Below are 713 nucleotides of genomic sequence, written 5' to 3' on the forward strand. Positions count from 1 at the left end.
CCCCGAAGGGTCACGCGATCGAGCGAACTCATACACCACGCCTCCGGGCTTGGCCGCGGACTCGGTAGCCGAAACCATTCCCGGTGACCAGGACGATCGTGTCCTTGAACGTCACACGCTGATACCGGCCTGGTGGAGGATCCGGTTGCCCGAGCGCGCCGGCGCACGGTCACCGCCGAATGCAGGGCCCGGGTTCTCGATGGATGTGACGCGCTGGGGGTGGGCCGCGAGCAGCGCCGCGCGCCTGGGCGATACCGCTATAGACCGCAAGCCTAAACGCATCGTCGAGAGTCGAAGAAGCTGCGTCGGCCTACCAAGCAACTGCAGGCTGCGCTGGACCGGACTGAATTGGCCTTGGAGATCAAGGGAAAAGCGCATGCTCTCTCGGAGATGCTCTCCGAGAGCCTGGATTTCGAGCCTTCGCTTGGATCAACCAGCCCCCGAAGCGCTCGTCAAATCCACGCCAAAACCGTCTCACCGGCCTTGACACGGTCCGCAACCCTGTTAAATTTGGCGGCACACGCGGGGCCCCGGCTGCTTCACGACGGTGGTCGCGTCTCGACCGCCTCGGCAATTCTGCGCCTCGTTGGGGTCAAGCCCACCCGAAGGGGGTACGCCTCGATGTTTCGTCGGTACAGCACCTTTGGTGTCGCCATGATAGGTGCGGGCCTGGCGGTGAGCGCCTCGTTCGTGCCGCCGCCTGTCAGCGTGCA

Annotated in this window: 1 protein-coding gene; it reads left to right on the forward strand. The window is 64.7% G+C overall.

What is annotated here, in order from left to right:
* Window positions 1-354: 354 nt before the first annotated feature.
* Window positions 355-713, forward strand: a 359-nt coding sequence (locus tag F6Q13_RS18700) for a hypothetical protein (RefSeq protein WP_293059717.1), incomplete at its 3' end; no start/stop codon positions are given.

The organism is Mycobacterium sp. (assembly GCF_008709575.1).
Lineage (GTDB): Bacteria > Actinomycetota > Actinomycetes > Mycobacteriales > Mycobacteriaceae > Mycobacterium.